Consider the following 16,356-nt stretch of genomic DNA (forward strand, 5'->3'; position numbering starts at 1 on the left):
GCTAGAAGTTCTTGCCCAATCCGTAAAACCCGCCGTCACTCGCACGAAGGACATCGTCGTGGCTTTTCGGGGGCGACAGAGGATTTTCTGAATCTCGATCCTTGCCCATACTGTAGACATCGAAGTCCGAGTTGAGCGGAACGAGAAACCGGTCCTTCCTGGCTCCTCCGACGCCGCCACAGGGCGGGCCGCCGCCACCCCCGGCTCCACCTCCGCCTCCTGCTCCACCCCCGCCACCAGCCCCACCACCACCGCCTGCTCCTTGTACAAAGTGCAGGAGGTCATCATGGTCTCCATGATCGACGGCAACGGAGACGTGCCAGCCATCGTAGGCCGTGAGGGAATGATCGGCCAGCAGCACCCGCGGTGGACGTTTCTTACGCAGTTTCAGTTTGGCCAGATTGGTGATCTCAACATCAGTCGCACAGTTGATGCGGTAGTATCGATACGGACTTCCCCAGGGATCCAGCATGGTGCTGCGCCCGATTTGGGCCAGGGTGTCCGGATAGCCTCCTCCTCCGATCGCGAATCCTTTGACTTCTTTTGCAAGAGCATGCAATTCAGAGATGGCTCTGGCCACCCGCGCCTTCTCGAGAAAGTCGACGTAGTTGGGCACGGCGAGCGACGCCAAGATGCCGACGATCGACACCGCAAGCATCAGTTCGATGAGGGTGAACCCGTTGGGGGTGACCGTACGAGACTGCCGTGATCGTGGAGTATCTCGCCATTTCACCCTCTGGCCGTCTAGAGGTTCGTAGTTCATGCTGGGCGTTTATCCATTGCGTGTCTTGAATCCATCGAGCGAGGTCTTCAAGACAATCAGATTCTGCTCCATCTGTTTCGCTAAGGCGACGAGAGCAGGATCATTCTTCGTGACCGCGAGTTCCTTCATTCGAGCCGCATCCAACGCCAGGATCACCTGCGCCTGCTTGATCTGATTGATCTTCGACTGCAGCTGAACGGTCATCTGGTTCACCAGATCGACTTCCGGTACCAGGTAATCATGCTGTCGGAGTGTCGTTCGAACACTGAGGTTGCCTTCCCCGATCTTCGGAAACACCTTCCGGAGTCGGTACAGTGGACCGGCGACACGATGCATCAGCTGCAAGGAATGGAGGCAGTTGATCAGCACCACGACGGACGCGCCCATCGCCCACGGCCAAAATCTGGCATGCAAATTGAGCAGATCATTGGCGACGGTGGCGCGTACCTCCCATGAAAGCTCAGGATCGTCGAGCGCTTCCATCAGCGGCTGAAACACCGGGATGGCCAACAAGACGAACACGATCAGCGAATAGGCGATCACTTGTAGGAGCATTCGGATTTGCAGCGGATGAACGACCGAAAAGAGTCGGCGTTTGTAGTGAGCGCTCTCCTGGGCCTGCGGGTCTTTCTCCGATTCTTGGACGACGGTCAATCTGGGTGTTTCGCGAACGGCGCCTGGCAGCGTATTCGGTGCACCGGGAGTGTCAGGCTTTGGCTCCGGCTGCTCAGCGAGACGAAGAGGTTCCCCCATGGCTAGGCCGCCTTCTTCTTGGGTGAGGGGTCTGTCGACGTCCCGTCGAGAAATGCAAGCCGCTGCTGTTCTGATGGTTTCACTGATGGGAGGTCGAAATCGGCTAAACAGGCCTTGAATCCTCTGATCTCCTCCTCAAGGCTCTGTAGCGCCGCATGGATGTGCCAGGAGGACGGCTCCTGCGCCCGCAGGGCAACCGCTTCATAGGCCTGAGTCACGAGCGCCGAATGGAGATTGATGGTCTGGATCCGGTTTTCCAGATTGTCGAGCATGGCATTGAAGGCTTGCGCTTCCCGATGGAGGTAATCGTGTTTGCGCAATCTGGCCCGTTGATGCAGCTGACCGGTTCCGATCGACCGAAAGAGGGTCCCGAACCGATAGAGCGGGCCGGCGATGCGATGCATGAAGTACATGGAGTGGAGGAGCAAGACGAGGAACGTGATGATCAGCCAGGGCCAGATCCGTTCATTCAGCTCGAGAAATTGTGCCGCAATCTGAGCATGCTGTTCCCACGACACGGACGTATCATAGAGCGGCTGTGCCATCGGCAAGAACACGACGGCATACAGCACGATCAACAGACAGGCGAAGTACATCAAGGTCGTGACCACGAACCAGTACTGCACCGGATGCACGAACAACTGTCTTCGCTGAAACATCCCGATCATGATTCCACCGCTTTTCTGGTCCACACAAGGTGAGCCTGATTCTTGAACGTGATGGTTTGGTCTTTGGTGTGGTAGTAGAAGGAGAGGGTTTGCTCGTCTCGCCTGGAGTCTCCATAGACCACGGTATAGAGCGTGCGCGGTCCCTCAGGAGTCAGCTCGAGCCGACGGACGGCCTGGGCATCCAGGTGGTCCGCTCCGACGCTGAACGCCACGCCGGTCTTGGTGAAGACCAACATCCCTTCCTCATAGCCCTTTGCGGATGTCACCCATGCGCCGACCAATTCGTTCGGGCAGGACACGTCAGAATCGCGGACGACGACACTATAAATCAGACCGACCAACATGAGGCCGGCGATGGCTAAGAGTATGGTGGTGGACTTATTCGACGGTTGTGCCGTGGGCGAACCGGTGGCTTTCGCAGCCTGTCTCATAGGCGCCTCATGGAAATGACAATGAGCATGCGGCTCGCGCGCGCAGCTCTTGATCGACATCCTATCCTGTCTGGCTTATTGGTCAACAAGTTGAGCACTTCCGGAACGGTATCGACCGCGTCGTGACTGACCTACCTCGGCGGATTCCGCAGTGTTCTTTATCAATACACCTGGAATTGCTCCTGGCCTTCGAATCAAAAGACAGGAAATGTGGCTATAGAGGCGACCGTACAGTGGGCGGGGTGGAATGGATCAGCAGGCACGTTTCTCACGGAGCCAGGCCAGGAGGGTATGTGTCACCAATTCTGGTTGATCTTCATGGACGAAATGTCCGGCGTCCGCCATCGTGACGACCCGTAGGTCGTCGACATGCTCATTCAGTCCGTCGAGATTCTGTGCCACGAGCGCCTGATCTTGCAGTCCCCACATCACGAGCGTTGGGACAGGGATTTTTGGATACCCCAGGCTGCGTTGACGCCACGCACCTCCACCTCGGAACGCGGCTCGATAATAATTGATCATGGCCGTCAAGGCCCCGGGCTCGCAGGCCTGTTGCCGATACACGTCCACGATTTCGTTCGGCAGATATCGACGATCCATCGCCATACGCTCAAAAATCTGCCCGATCACGTACCCACGACCGGCGGACAGGGCCAGCTCCGGGAGCCACGGCACTTGGAACAATCCCATGTACCAGGAGCGGTGCAATTGACGCCAGCGCTGAACTTCCCGTTCAAAACAAGCGGGGTGGGGCGCATTCATGATCACCAGGGCTTCGATACGGCTTGGGTGCCGCATCGCATAGTACCAGGCGATGATTCCTCCCCAGTCGTGTCCGACGAGGATAGCTCGTTTCACCTGTGCCGCATCGAGGAGCCCGCCGACATCCTCCATCAACGATTCGATCGAGTAGGTCTCGATGCCGGTCGGGCGCGCCGTCCCGCCGTATCCGCGCAGGTCAGGAGCCCAAACGCAATACCCAGCTTGTACCAATGGCTGCATCTGATGCCGCCAGGAGATGGCCGATTCCGGAAAGCCATGGAGACAGAGCACCAATCGCTCTCCGGCCCAGGCCATAGCGACCCGAAACGACACCTGATTGGCCTGGACCTGAGCAAACGAGAACGTCTCGGTGTCTTGCCTATGTGGGCCTCTGTCGCTCATGTGCAAACATTTAGAAATTGCTGGTCAGATGTGGACAGGCTCGCTATGCTCACCGGAATGGACGGACCAAATTGGGTATATTGGCCAGATCAGGGCAAGTGGCGCGCCTATCCGGAAGGCTCCCCCGATCGAGAAATACAAGCCGTCTCCTTCGAGGAGCTGCAGTTCCAGATCGAGCGCCTGAGCCGAGAGGTTCCACGAACCCCTCGAGAGATTCCCCGCATCGAACGACCCCGGCGGGTCGTGCTTGACGTGGACGCCCCACAGTATGTCCTGTCACAAGATCAAGGCAAGTGGCATGGGCATCTGCTGGGCTATCCGGAACATGCGGCACAAGGGGAGTCTTTTGACGAGGTGCAGTTCAAACTCGGACTGCTCTGCCGCAACCTGATCGCCGCCAAACAGCTGCCTCTCCGAAAAGCGGCCTGACCTAGGCGCTCCCTCGGACCTCACGACCTGAGCCGACGGTCGAATCACCGTCGACTCCTCGGTGCACGTCTTCACCCTCTCAACATCGGCACGGTGCTTCGTTCACACGTTGACGTCGCCTTATTGGCGTTTCTTCCGCACGATTGCTGCGTGTGGATCACTCAGGTTCCGTGAACCGTCCCCGTTGAGCACGCTCGTATCCAGCACCGCGGTCAGGCTCCCTGATCGACGATTTGGTGAGAGGTCGATAATTCCCAAACCAGGACAACTTCCATCCGCCGCATGGCTTACCGTCAGAGGAAACGGACCGCGTAATGCAACATAAATTCGATTACCTTTCGGCCCCTGGCCGACAGATAAGTCGCCGAGATCCGGTGTCGGATCGTTGGTCCGGGTCGCCCCAATTGTTGTGCCACAGGCTCCGCTTGAGGTCAGGCTATAGCTTCCTTCGTGACGCGTGCTCAGATTGTTCCAGGGAGGCGAGAGCTTAAACACTTCGACAGTGTTTCGTATGCGATCCATTTGGTGCAAGTATTTTGCGGTTCCAGACTGCGTATTCTGAACGATGACGACTCCATGCGCATCGCGATTGTTGCCGGCCGGAAAGCCATTCTGTCCGGCCACTTTGCCGTTATCCGGATCTTGCCAGACGGCGAGAGGAGCCGGTGTGTTAGGCGCATTGAATGCAGGAGCGATGGGATAATCGAGTCCAAATCGGTAAATGGAAAATTCCGAAATGTTCGGACCGGATGTACCGGTATTGAGGTGCATGAACCCATCAGCTTCGGCCCCTCCGCATCCAGCCGCCCTCACCACGGAAAGGTCATACTCTCCCACAATCCTCATCGGTGTGGCCGTCACATCGATCACAAACATGCCGCCGCCTCCCAGCGTCGTGTATGCATGCCGGCTATTGCTTGCAGGGATCGGGCAAATTGGGGCATTCGACGCGCGCAGGCCAGCGGCCTGTTTGGGCGAACCCGTTGGAGTCGTCGTCGGTTGCCCATCAGCCACAACGCCCGATACGGAACAGGAAATACCGTCGGATGGCTCCATGTCTACCGCGGCAGGCTGAGTCAGAATCCGTCCGTCCCCTCCCACCAGATCCAGGCTTGCTGCGCCATTGAACACAAAGCCTTCAGGCATGCCGTCCTGGTTGCGCACGACATCGACTCGCTCGAGCAAGCGCCCATTTTGATTGGCCACGATGATATGCCGTCCGTCCGGCGTCCAAAAGCTCATATGATTTTGACGGCCCGTGCTCGTTCCGGTCGTCCGAAACAGACAGACCGGCTGTTTGGTCCGACCATCGACAAGCCCCAAATGTCCGCTGCCGACAAAGTTGAGCGCCATGTACATATGATCCGGGCTCGGCAAGATGCCGTGAATTCGACTCACATGCGCGCCGGTCGTGGCATCGGCGGTTGGAAATAAATCACTGGTTACATCAAGGACGACCGGATGATTGATCGGCGGGGTTTGATCCAGATCGGCTCCATCATAAATTCGAATTTTCCCTCCATGTGTTCCTGTCGGCACCGCAGAGCTGATGCCCTGAGTGTTGGCTTGGTCACTGAGCCAGACCTCATATTCGCCTGCCACCGCCATACCGGGAACCACCAGCAAAAAAGCCAGAACACTCCCACACACCGCTGATGTCATATGGACCATTTCAGAGTCTCTTCCACTCCGCCTCTGACACATGTTCATAGGAACCTCCTTTCGATTGATCAACGGACGAACGCTCCCGCGGAACACAATCAGCCCTGGCATCGGCTGACCATATCGTGAATGACGAGAGGACTCAAGAGAGGACACGATGAGATTGAGTGAGGGCGATCTTGCTAGGGCATTCGATGCCGGATGGCGTAGCGTCCTGAAAATGTCTCGCTGGGTTCAAGTCGCTTCAGTCCCCATTCTGGATGGTTGAAGGCATCCGTGGCACAGGTCATCGGTTCGATGGCAAGTGCAGCGCGCGGCGTATCGGCAATCGCATCGCCGGTATACACCACGAGTGCGGAAAAGGCTGCATCCATCACGATGTCGATCACACGACCGCTTGCCACGTGGCGAAGAGAGGCAGTGGCCATTTCCTGTGCATCGCGTTCGAGGTGCACATAACAATGATTGAAACGCTGCCGACCAACCGCACGAAACTGGCGATAATCCCACGGCGTGCCGGCCACGGTTGTAATGGAGCCAGTTGGTGCCAGTCGCTCGTTGAATTCTAAATAACCAGCGCATGGGATCCGCGCCTCGGCTTCATCGATGAGAGATGATCCAACCGTGAAATACGGATGAAAGCCAACCCCCACCGGCGCCGTACGAGTGCCCACGTTCTTCACGAGAAAGGCACAGCTTAACCCCTGAGCGTCCAATTCATAGGACAAGGCGATTTCCAGGGAAAACGGATAGCCGTGAGCACGATACGTATCGGCATCAAGTCGGACTTCGCAGGTCACTTTGTTGGTGAATGCCTCTCGAACCTGCCAGGGAAGAGTTCGCACGAAGCCATGGATAGCATTGGGGCCTTCCTTGTCGTTGCATTCCAGCTGAAAAGATTGTCCATCGAACGAATAGTGACCGTCGGCGACGCGCCCAGGAAAGGGAATGAGCACATCACCTTGTCCACCGCGTTTCCGGCTTCCACCCGAATAACCCCATACAAGATCCATTTCCCGCCCACCGTCATCGATCAGCAGATAGCGCCGCAATGACGCGCCCCAGGGAGAGACCACCGCTCGCTGATTCTTACACGAGAGTGTGAGTTCGGTATCCGGTGTCACAAGTTGCATGGTGCGATCTTGGTTAGACGCCATATCAACGTACAACCAATTATTTCACGAATGGATTTCCAACCTTTTGCCAGTCGTTGAGATTCATAAGCACGACGGTCGTCTGCGTGAAGCCGAGCTCTTGGAGTGTCTGGGACGCCAGGGTCGCGCGCTTGCCGCTTTGGCACTGAAGGATGATCGGTCGTTCCTTGTCCGCCTGGTCGGAGGAACCGACGTAGTCCCAGATTTGAGATTCGATACGGCCTCGCGGAATGTTGATGGCTCCCGGTACATGCCCAGCTGAAAACTCCTGAGGCTCGCGCACATCCACGATGAGTGCTGCGCCAGGATTCTCGACAAGCTTCCGATACTCATCCATGCCGATTGTCCTCACGTGCTTCTGCGACGCCTCTACTTTCTGCATGACGGCAGGGGGGGCGCTTTGCGCAAGAATCGGCAACGGAAGGCTTAGGGTGAGAGGAAGAGCAAGCATTACCGGCAACAGCACTGTTTTGTTCATATCGTCTCCTTTTGAAATGGTCGATGATCCCTCAAGGTATTCAGAAATGGCTTCCAATACGATAGTCCGGTGACGGTGGTGAACCCGTGACCCACAGATGTATTGTACTGCTTTCCGGACGGTGGGTCTACGTAGATGGCACGAAGCGTGTGAAGCTTGGCATGAAAATGGTTCCCGCACGGCCCACAGTCTCACCCTCCATGTCCGAACAGCTGAATGGGAACGTCGCCACCTTCTACGCCTCACAATGGTCAGGTTGGAAACGAACAGGAAGGTTCAATATGACAAGCTCGGCCGGAGGCGAACGTTCGTAGGACCTGTGGGACCTTCTACAGGGCTCGGTTGTGTATCATTGCACCATTCGCGCTTGTTGGTAGCCATTCCTCCACGGCTGATCTCGCTTATCCTGCCAGCCACCGGTTCCCGATCTGGTTGTCGACGTTCAGATTCCGCTGCACATGGCCGATACAGATAGCACTTGTCCTTATGCTTAAACTGTTCAAAAAAACACGGGATGCCGCTGCAACGTCTCAGCCAAACAAGAAGAATCCGTCTTCATCCTCCAGCGTGAAACAATCGCTTCTTTCACTTGAACCACGACTCATGTTTGATGCCGCCGCCGCCGCGACGGCGTCTGAAGTGGCATCGGAACAGGTGGCCCAAGAGCAGGCTGAGGCCGCCGTCTCTTCCGACAGCGCCGCCGACGGTCGGACGACAGACCAGGTCGAATCGCAGGGAGTGCTTGATGCGATCGCCACCTATCATCCAGGTGAGTCCAGGGCCGAGGTCGTGTTCGTCGATCCCACCGTGCCGAACTACCAGGAACTCCTCAGCGGCATGGATCCGAATATCGAAGTGATCATGCTCGATGGGGGACAAGATGGTGTGGAACAAATGGCAACCACCTTGTCCGGCCGGAGCGGAATCGATGCCATTCACCTGATCTCCCATGGAAGTGCCGGCCAGCTGCAGTTGGGAACAGGCACGCTGAACGCTGACAGCATGCCCGGCGAGTACGCAGATGAGTTGGCCACGATCCAGCAGTCTCTCTCAGAACAAGCCGATATTCTCGTCTACGGCTGCGACTTTGCCGAGGGAGACACGGGACAGGCCGCGGTCAATCTGCTGGCAGAATTGACGGGCGCCGACGTGCAAGCCAGTACCGATCTCACGGGCCACCTCTCGCTCGGCGGGGATTGGGAGTTCGAAGTCAGCACAGGCACCATCGAAACCGCGCTGGCCGTTGATTACGATGCGCAGATGAATTGGGCAGGGCTCTTGGGAACTGAGACAGTCAAAGACACCTTCTCGGGTAAATCCTATGCCAACAACAACGGAACAGAATCCTGGTCCTCCGGCTGGTCCGAAAGAGATGCGGATGGAGGAGAGGCAAGCGGCGGTGACGTGCAAATCAATTCAGGTCAGTTACGCATCGATACCGATTCCGTCGGAACTGCCGTCAGTCGAGGGGTCGATCTGAGTCACGCCACGCGCGCGACGTTAACGTTTCACTACACCAATCGGTTGAGTGGTGGTGATCGTATCGAACTACGCGTGTCGACTGATGGTGGAGCCAACTACCAGACCCTACGCGGGGGCATCTTTTCCAATACGACCAACCCAGGTGGTGGTACCGCGAGCTTCGACCTTTCCGGATACATGTCCGCCAATACCAGAATCCAGTTTCTCGTGACCGGAACAGGTGGAGGCGACCGGCTGTTTGTGGACAATGTTCAAGTCAGTTACGACACTGGAGTGGTGAGCGAAGCTCCGACGGACTTGAGCCTCTCAGCCAACATGGTGCCCGAGAACGCGGTGACCGGGACGGTCATCGGTACGGTCAGCAGCACGGACCCCGATGCCGGCGACGCCAAGACCTATTCATTGACAGACACCGCAGGCGGCCGGTTTGCCATCGATCCCACGACAGGCGTGCTCACCGTGGCGGATGGAAGCTTGCTGAACTATGAGCGCGCCACTACGCACACGGTCACGGTTCAGGTGACAGACGCCGACGGTCAGTCACTCGAGCGCGCCGTCGACATTCACGTCACGAACATTGTCGAGACCTTTGTACTCTCAGGCAACGAAACCCTCCGCGCCTCCGACGGACCGTTTGAGAATGTCATCATCAACGGCGGCTACCTCGAGATCGATGGTGACGTCCAAATCAAAGGTGACCTGACGATCACCCGGGCGACGCGGATCAACGGCGGCACGCTGTCCGTGACCGGCGACGTGACGACCACGGACACCAGCTACACCGGCTCGGCGGTGATCGTGCTGGCCGGGGATGGACCGCAGACGATCTCGACGGGCGGCCGAACCGGCGAGCTCTGTCATCTCTCGATCGCGAACTCGTCGGGTCAGGTGACGATCGAGGGCGCCCTGCAGCTTTCCGGCCATTACACAGACAACGGCAACACGGTCGACGCGACGGGCGCCACCGTCGAGCTCCAGGCCAATGCCCGCATCACAGCCGCCGCGACACGCTTCGGGGACGTGACGCTCAACGGCGGCTACCTCGAGATCGATGGTGACGTCCAAATCAAAGGTGACCTGACGATCACCCGGGCGACGCGGATCAACGGCGGCACGCTGTCCGTGACCGGCGACGTGACGACCACGGACACCAGCTACACCGGCTCGGCGGTGATCGTGCTGGCCGGGGATGGACCGCAGACGATCTCGACGGGCGGCCGAACCGGCGAGCTCTGTCATCTCTCGATCGCGAACTCGTCGGGTCAGGTGACGATCGAGGGCGCCCTGCAGCTTTCCGGCCATTACACAGACAACGGCAACACGGTCGACGCGACGGGCGCCACCGTCGAGCTCCAGGCCAATGCCCGCATCACAGCCGCCGCGACACGCTTCGGGGACGTGACGCTCAACGGCGGCTACCTCGAGATCGATGGTGACGTCCAAATCAAAGGTGACCTGACGATCACCCGGGCGACGCGGATCAACGGCGGCACGCTGTCCGTGACCGGCGACGTGACGACCACGGACACCAGCTACACCGGCTCGGCGGTGATCGTGCTGGCCGGGGATGGACCGCAGACGATCTCGACGGGCGGCCGAACCGGCGAGCTCTGTCATCTCTCGATCGCGAACTCGTCGGGTCAGGTGACGATCGAGGGCGCCCTGCAGCTTTCCGGCCATTACACAGACAACGGCAACACGGTCGACGCGACGGGCGCCACCGTCGAGCTCCAGGCCAATGCCCGCATCACAGCCGCCGCGACACGCTTCGGGGACATGACGCTCAACGGCCGCTACCTCGAGCTCGGTAGGGACATCTATGTGGAGGGTGACCTCACCATTAACAATTTGGTCCGTCTGAACGGTGGAACAATCTACGTCGCGGGTCAGATCGCTGAGAACGATCGAATCTGGTCCGGAACAGGTGACATCCAGCCATGGGTGAGAAATCAGGCCCCGACAGATCTCGCACTTGAAGGTGGGACTGTCGTCGAGCGCGCCGTCAATGGCAGCCTCGTAGGCACGGTGAGTGGCACGGACCCCGATGCCGGCGACACCACAACCTACAGTCTGACCGACACGGCCGGCGGGCGCTTTGCGATCGACCCCACGACCGGCGTGCTCACCGTCGCCGATGGCCGTCTGCTGAACTATGAAGCCGCGACCACCCACACGGTCACGGTCCGCGTCACGGACCACGGCGGCCTCAGTTACGACGAGACGTTCACGATCCAGGTGAGCAACGTGAATGAGGCCACGACGATGCCTTTGGAAGGGAGCACCGTCGACGAAGGTCTGGTGAGTTCGTTGTTTATCAACGCCGAGGCTACCCAATCCGGATCAAGTCAGACGGTAGATGTGCCATCTGATCATCACAACGAGGTGACCGAAGCCGAGTCGTATCTTCTCAATGACGCTCCTGACACAGCTGAGGCGAACACCCACCCAGTCTCGACAGTTGAGCCTTTCACGACCGGACACAAGACTACGCAGGATACTCATGAACAAGTGCCCATCCAGGGAAGAGATGGACAGCAAGCCGCATCGCCTGGAATACCCGTACCCACAGGGGTTACGGATTCGACGGACTTTCCGGATAATCTCCCCCAGGAATCCGGTCCATGGCCTTGGTCGCAGTCTGACGGGGTGGAAACGGCACAGAATGAATCTGCCGGTCTCGGTCTCTCGATGGCTGTCGGTTTAGCCGGTCTGGTAGGGCAGGGCAGTCAGGGAACGAAAGAAAAGTTGATGTCGGTGAAAGCCCAGCTTCAGGCGCTTCATCAGAAGAACCCGTCTGAAAACACCTCTCAACGAGCAGCTGAAAACAAGAACAAAGAGCCTGCGCCGGAAGGGTGAGCACCCGTGCCGAACGATCGATTGACTCGGCTACTGTTCACACCTTCTTTCATGATGCGTCTCGACCCGTTTTCACCTCCCTGACCATAAATGTCGTGTCCGTTTGGGCACGCGTGCCGAGATTCACCGCTTTGGTTTCAGTGAGCTTGGTGATCCACCCGGTCCCCACATCAACTTCAACTTCGGCATAGTTCTCCAGGGATACGGTGTTTCCAGGTCTCTCTTCCGGTACCTGTTTGCCTCTCTGTGCCGCCAAGCCTTTGACGATCGATCGCATGATCCGGTCGGTCTGCTCACGATCAGCCGATTGCTTCCAGTGCAACACCGCGTGCCTGGACCGATCGTCGAACGACTTCAGCACAATGTCGGTGTGAGCCGGAAGCGGAGCGCCACCGAGTGGATTGTCGAGCTCGCTCTGGTATGCATCGTGTTGACCGCGTGTATAGGTTCTTCCGAGGATCCGAAAATAGATCTGTGCATCTCGCATGCAGACCTGTTCAATTTGTGTTTTGCTCGAGAACATGACGTCCCATTGTGCCCGTAGGTTTTCAATCAGCGCCTGGTCCGCCTTCTCTCGCTGCGAAGCCGCTGCGTTGTCCGAGAGCGCATCGAGCTTCTTCCGCATCTCCTTGCGCAGAGCCTCCCAGTTCTGCACGCCGGTGATGGCACCACGAGGGTCGATCTCAAGCTGAATCTGGAGGCCCTGCATGAGTCCCACAACATGGCGGAGAATAGACTCGGATGGAGCCGGGACCTCAAAGGTGGTTGCTCCAACCGTCCATCCCACGAGATACCCTGGTGGACCGGTCCGGAGCACCTCAAGGGAAAAACGTGTGTGGGTTTTCCCTGAACGCGTCGTCCGGCCATCAAGCGATTTCTCACGGACCCGTGTCACAATGAGCTCAACACGGTCGCCCGTTTTCCAGTGAGGGATGATCTCGACGGACTGCGCCGCAACCTGGTCCACGCCCCAGGGCACAAGACAGAGACAGAGAAGCGCTGTCGTACGGACGATCACTGATCGAAGAAGCACCAAACGAGTCTGAGGTCCTGATGTCAACACAGGCATCCTTTACCAAGTTCGCTGCACGGAACCTGAACACAATCAGGAACCATACGGATGCATCATTTCACGGTTATCAACCTACTATGACAGTGGCTTCCTCCTCCTTACAAGGACCATTGCACGAGAGCCAGGGTATCCAAGCGTTCTTCCTCCTTGACCTGACTATTGGCTGAAGCGTAGGGTACAGCTATCTTCCTTCTACCTCCTCATCATCGTGAGGTGGTGTCATGGTCCTCCGAGGAGAAGAGTTCCAACGGTCTGGGCCTGTCAGGTTTGCATTCATCACGACACAATCTGTTTCATCGAATCGCACCTGGTTGCCGCAGGGTTACCTGGACATGCGCCCGAGTGTTGGGAAACGGTTTCCCTCTAAGATCCGGTGTCACGGACGTGTGAAATCCATGATGGTTCCCAGAGGACTCGCGCAGGATGACGCGCGAGATGTGACGTATGATATCTGAATATTGGGGAATCCTGATTAGTCTGCTGGTTTGCGTGATCCTGCTTCTTGTATGCATGGATATTCTCTCGTGTAAGAGCATGCGGCGTCGAGGTAGACCAACAGAGGCCGACGGCACCTCGAGCGAGAAGCTGGTACGACCGACGGCACCCAGTCACCATACGACGTGACGACGAGCGGGCGTCGTGTGTGGCCCGACCTACCCGGGAGGGCAGGATCGATCAGAGTGTCCTGTCATCGGGCTCCGTCGGAGGAGGGTATCGGCTTCTTCCAGTGGTAGGTGCCCCCATGCTCTCGAGGCGGAATACCTTTTTGCTTACCGACCCTGGTGTACCACCAGATGCCTTTCGCTTCCGTACCATTGTCTGACAGCTGGAGTTGAAACCCGCCTTCTCGGTCATTACCGGATTGATGCCACATCCCCTCCCACAGACGTCCGGCAATCTTGGTGGTTGTAAACCGCCCGCCGTGCTGACTGTAGGGACCGTTCCCGTCCCGGTCGAGAGTCGCCTGGTACCGTTTGTCATCCTCGACTTCGAGGATCTCCCACGTACCGCTCACATCCGGTTCACCTGAGTATTGTCGCGTGCCGGTACGACGTTCCCGCGAATCTGCCGATGATGGACTCAACGCCCCGACGAGATTCGCCGATCGAAATGATTCGTGCCACGACAACAGTTGCCAGCGGCCCTCGCGACGTTCAAGGACACCTGTTTCTCGCATGGGAAGCACGGTACGTCTGAGCTCGGCCCCCTCTTGCATGTAGCGGATGTAATCCAGCTCCATCGCGTACCAGGCAAGATCTCCTCTTGCCCAGACCTTGAGTTCCTTGATTGGAATCTCAAGTTTCGTGGCGTTGACGAACTCATCCCGCATGCCCTGTTCCAGTTCGGCCCACCCGATGTACTTCCGTCCGGCCACCGCGTAACTGATGATGTCGGTGTCATGGGCCATCAGTTGGGAGAGAGTCGGTAGGTCCTTTTCTGCGTTGGCTTGGATCATCCTCCGAATGGCTGACTCTGGATCGGAACTGTCCGACGCGATGGCGATCGGGGGGAACCCAAGAAATACCACAAGGAGAGAGCGTACAAGGAGTGCCAACATGGTCATGCCTCTTGACTGTATCGCGGAGGATTATTGCTCAGATTGTGCGCAGAGGCAACGGCAGCACCTCAGGGCTCCCATCGATACCCGACAAGAAAGGGCATGACGGTCAACACACCGAGTGCTCCGATCGGCACCGTGCCCACAACCGGATGTTGGGCGGCAAGGAATTCATCGAGTGAGAGGCCGTGGAGGGGGAGGATAATGAGCCACTCCATAAGAACCCAGAACACCAGAGCAACGAGACCAACTCCAAGGCGGACACGGGGCAACGGCGGGAGTGTGAATCGGTCGATCGCCCAGCGCGCGGCGATCATCACAGCCAGAAGATGCGCGGGAATCTCCATCACCTGTGCGATACGCTCGCTGAGGTGAAGCCCCACAACTTGGAGGCGAATAATCTCCAGCACAACCCCCGCCCCAAGTGCGACCAGAAAATACACAGCGCCGGCATTTAAGACTTGCATCAAACCATGCGGCTGTTCCTCATCGAGCGGGCTCTCCGGCGTCGTGTTCGCCTGCAGGGGAATCACGTAGCGCGGGGCTTGACCGATCACATCGGTCGAAGGTGGCTTCTCCAACTCTTGAACGCCTCCAGATTTAGCCATGACGCAAGAGTCAGTCTAACCCAAACGTTTTTCTTCATCCAACATTCTGTCATTATGCGCCGAGCACGTCAGGCATGCGCAAACCATGGCGCTGTACACCACCCATCCGTGTACTAGTCATAGATGTGCACGCCTCGCTTGAGCCAAACCCCCCAGAACCTTGAGTAGGCATGGATCCGGTCCGTTTCGGAACCATCGTCAGTCACGACCGAGCGCCCTGTGTTGATCCATTCGAAAATGCCGCCATAGACGTTGACCACGTTGAGATATCCATCTTCCCGTAGTCGTTCCGCAATCCGTTCACTGCGGTACCCCACGGCGCAGTAGACCGCCACAGGCGCGTGTTTGTCGATGCCGGCTAACCGAGTCGGAGAAACCTCTTCGTACCCCACCCAGATGGCACCTGGAATATGACTCACCTCGAACTCCCGGTACCCACGGGCATCCAGTACGTGAAAGTTTTGCGAGGTAAGGGTATCGACCGACACCTCGGGCACGCTGTGTGAGAGCAACAGGGACAGCAAGAGATCGTAGGACGTATCCCTCACATGAATAGGAGCCTGGAGATGATGCCCCCACATGAGGAGGAGAACGAGGAGCAGCGCCAAGACGATGACATTTCGCATCAGAATTCGTAGGAAGACTGACCCGATCCGGCCCCCATCCTGTCGGCCCGTATCAGGATGAGGCACAACACAGCCAGGTGCCGTCGCGATGGCTCACACACGAACGCCGACGTTTTTACGACCATGCCTGTCTGAACCACAGGGCCTACGTCAATCTTCTCTTTGCCTTGTTGACTAACTTCCTCCCCATCCCCTGCGCTCGGCCAAGCATTTTCCCGATGGTCGCTCCGGCTTTACGAGCCCTCGTGTGAGCCGCCATACTCCCGAGGCTCGCTTTTGGGGCCGTCGTCTTTGCCACCGTGCGCACCTGTTTGGCTGTGGATCGAACAGCGTTCCGACCTTGGCTGGCAAGACTCTTCCCTTTGTTTACGGCTGTCCGTTTCGTGTGAGCCGCACGTTTGGCAACTTTCGCTGTAACTCGCTGAACTGATCGTGATGTGGCCATTGTCATCTCCTCTCTGGTGACTCGTGGGTGGCGGTGCTGCGTGATGAGTAGCATAGCCCGCACGGTGGTTCAAGCATTCACAGCCTGAGAAGACCAAGGAGGAGGATGAACGGTCCCATACCCATCGACACCCATGACGGCAAGACAACGAATGGATTGCGCTGTTCCCGATCCTTGTCTCAACCCTTGCATTGGCGACGAAAAGAG

General features: G+C 57.8%; 15 protein-coding genes. 2 read left to right on the forward strand and 13 right to left on the reverse strand.

Translation table 11 applies throughout. From position 1 onward, the window contains the following. Nucleotide 1: 1 nt before the first annotated feature. From IPM58_04145 to IPM58_04165, 5 genes are all read right to left on the reverse strand, one after another. The gene (locus IPM58_04145; GenBank protein ID MBK9306281.1) at nucleotides 2-763 is read right to left on the reverse strand and encodes a prepilin-type N-terminal cleavage/methylation domain-containing protein; all 762 of its coding nucleotides are present in this window, start codon (nucleotides 761-763) and stop codon (nucleotides 2-4) included. A 9-nt stretch (nucleotides 764-772) separates the two neighbouring features. Further along, a complete protein-coding gene (locus tag IPM58_04150; GenBank protein ID MBK9306282.1) occupies nucleotides 773-1,516 on the reverse strand; it encodes a hypothetical protein in 744 nt (247 codons plus the stop codon). A 2-nt stretch (nucleotides 1,517-1,518) separates the two neighbouring features. Next, nucleotides 1,519-2,208 carry a methyl-accepting chemotaxis protein gene (locus IPM58_04155; protein ID MBK9306283.1) on the reverse strand — a complete coding sequence of 230 codons (690 nt, stop codon included), beginning with the start codon at nucleotides 2,206-2,208 and terminating at the stop codon, nucleotides 1,519-1,521. Then, on the reverse strand, nucleotides 2,181-2,615 hold the full coding sequence (locus tag IPM58_04160) for a hypothetical protein (protein MBK9306284.1): 435 nt from the start codon (nucleotides 2,613-2,615) through the stop codon (nucleotides 2,181-2,183). The genes IPM58_04155 and IPM58_04160 overlap by 28 nt, the downstream gene beginning before the upstream one ends. Before the next feature lie 252 nt (nucleotides 2,616-2,867). Beyond that, complete coding sequence (locus IPM58_04165) at nucleotides 2,868-3,779, reverse strand: alpha/beta hydrolase (protein MBK9306285.1); 912 nt, start codon at nucleotides 3,777-3,779, stop codon at nucleotides 2,868-2,870. A gap of 45 nt (nucleotides 3,780-3,824) precedes the next feature. On the opposite strand from IPM58_04165, the gene IPM58_04170 reads away from it, so the two are divergent. After that, nucleotides 3,825-4,208 carry a hypothetical protein gene (locus IPM58_04170; protein MBK9306286.1) on the forward strand — a complete coding sequence of 128 codons (384 nt, stop codon included), beginning with the start codon at nucleotides 3,825-3,827 and terminating at the stop codon, nucleotides 4,206-4,208. A 120-nt stretch (nucleotides 4,209-4,328) separates the two neighbouring features. On the opposite strand, the gene IPM58_04175 is transcribed toward IPM58_04170, so the two are convergent. From IPM58_04175 to IPM58_04185, 3 genes are all read right to left on the reverse strand, one after another. Then, nucleotides 4,329-5,918, reverse strand: coding sequence for a hypothetical protein (locus IPM58_04175; protein ID MBK9306287.1), 1,590 nt, complete (start codon nucleotides 5,916-5,918; stop codon nucleotides 4,329-4,331). A 134-nt stretch (nucleotides 5,919-6,052) separates the two neighbouring features. Continuing rightward, nucleotides 6,053-7,003 (reverse strand): hypothetical protein, encoded by a 951-nt coding sequence (locus IPM58_04180; GenBank protein MBK9306288.1) that lies wholly within the window; start codon nucleotides 7,001-7,003, stop codon nucleotides 6,053-6,055. A gap of 40 nt (nucleotides 7,004-7,043) precedes the next feature. Continuing rightward, complete coding sequence (locus tag IPM58_04185) at nucleotides 7,044-7,502, reverse strand: rhodanese-like domain-containing protein (protein MBK9306289.1); 459 nt, start codon at nucleotides 7,500-7,502, stop codon at nucleotides 7,044-7,046. Nucleotides 7,503-7,988: 486 nt separating this feature from the next. Here IPM58_04185 and IPM58_04190 point away from each other — a divergent pair, with 486 nt between their 5' ends. Beyond that, a complete protein-coding gene (locus tag IPM58_04190; protein ID MBK9306290.1) occupies nucleotides 7,989-11,840 on the forward strand; it encodes a DUF4347 domain-containing protein in 3,852 nt (1,283 codons plus the stop codon). Nucleotides 11,841-11,889: 49 nt separating this feature from the next. Here IPM58_04190 and IPM58_04195 read toward each other — a convergent pair whose 3' ends face one another. From IPM58_04195 to IPM58_04215, 5 genes are all read right to left on the reverse strand, one after another. Next, nucleotides 11,890-12,903 carry a hypothetical protein gene (locus tag IPM58_04195; GenBank protein MBK9306291.1) on the reverse strand — a complete coding sequence of 338 codons (1,014 nt, stop codon included), beginning with the start codon at nucleotides 12,901-12,903 and terminating at the stop codon, nucleotides 11,890-11,892. Nucleotides 12,904-13,600: 697 nt separating this feature from the next. Next, nucleotides 13,601-14,470: a nuclear transport factor 2 family protein gene (locus tag IPM58_04200; GenBank protein MBK9306292.1), complete on the reverse strand. Its 870-nt coding sequence runs from the start codon at nucleotides 14,468-14,470 to the stop codon at nucleotides 13,601-13,603. 68 nt (nucleotides 14,471-14,538) lie between these two features. Then, the gene (locus IPM58_04205; protein MBK9306293.1) at nucleotides 14,539-15,078 is read right to left on the reverse strand and encodes a hypothetical protein; all 540 of its coding nucleotides are present in this window, start codon (nucleotides 15,076-15,078) and stop codon (nucleotides 14,539-14,541) included. Between the two features lie 113 nt (nucleotides 15,079-15,191). After that, the gene (locus IPM58_04210; protein MBK9306294.1) at nucleotides 15,192-15,602 is read right to left on the reverse strand and encodes a rhodanese-like domain-containing protein; all 411 of its coding nucleotides are present in this window, start codon (nucleotides 15,600-15,602) and stop codon (nucleotides 15,192-15,194) included. A 247-nt stretch (nucleotides 15,603-15,849) separates the two neighbouring features. Next, complete coding sequence (locus IPM58_04215) at nucleotides 15,850-16,149, reverse strand: hypothetical protein (GenBank protein MBK9306295.1); 300 nt, start codon at nucleotides 16,147-16,149, stop codon at nucleotides 15,850-15,852. Nucleotides 16,150-16,356 lie beyond the last annotated feature (207 nt).

Source organism: Nitrospira sp., assembly GCA_016715825.1.
Classification (GTDB): Bacteria; Nitrospirota; Nitrospiria; order Nitrospirales; family Nitrospiraceae; genus Nitrospira_D.